The sequence below is a fragment of the Caulobacter sp. 05T431 genome (assembly GCF_056665975.1).
In genome coordinates this window covers 1-362 of sequence record NZ_JBFTKU010000187.1, presented here as the reverse complement: position 1 = coordinate 362, position 362 = coordinate 1, and the positions used below count along the sequence as shown (strand labels likewise).

The 362-nt window shown below is 63.5% G+C and carries 1 protein-coding gene; it reads right to left on the bottom strand.

The window, feature by feature from the left end; genetic code table 11:
- A partial coding sequence (locus AC1U89_RS25050; RefSeq protein ID WP_479902315.1) for a DUF998 domain-containing protein occupies positions 1 to 362 on the bottom strand: 362 nt, incomplete at both ends.

Genomic DNA, 362 nt, shown 5'->3' with positions numbered 1-362 from the left:
AGGCAGCACTGGTGGGCGGCTGGCTCGTCGTAGGTGGGCGGCGGTGATTGCCAGCCACGTCCAGGCGAGAATGACTGCTGCGGTGAAGCTGAGAACGATGACGGCGGAAGTCGATCCGCTGGCGATGCCGGCGAACTCGGCGAGGAAGAGGGCGCCGACAGCGATGGAGAATGCACCGAGCCGGCGGTCTCCGGAGGTGTAGAACCGGCGTGATAGAACGAAGCATCCCGCGATGAGACACACGAAGCCTGCGCCGGATGTAATGAAATGAATGAAACCGTGGAGAGAACCGGAGCTGGGGTGTCCGGGGGGTGTGCCTGGAGGGAATCCATTCATGGGATCGGCGGTGAAGATGCCCGCCC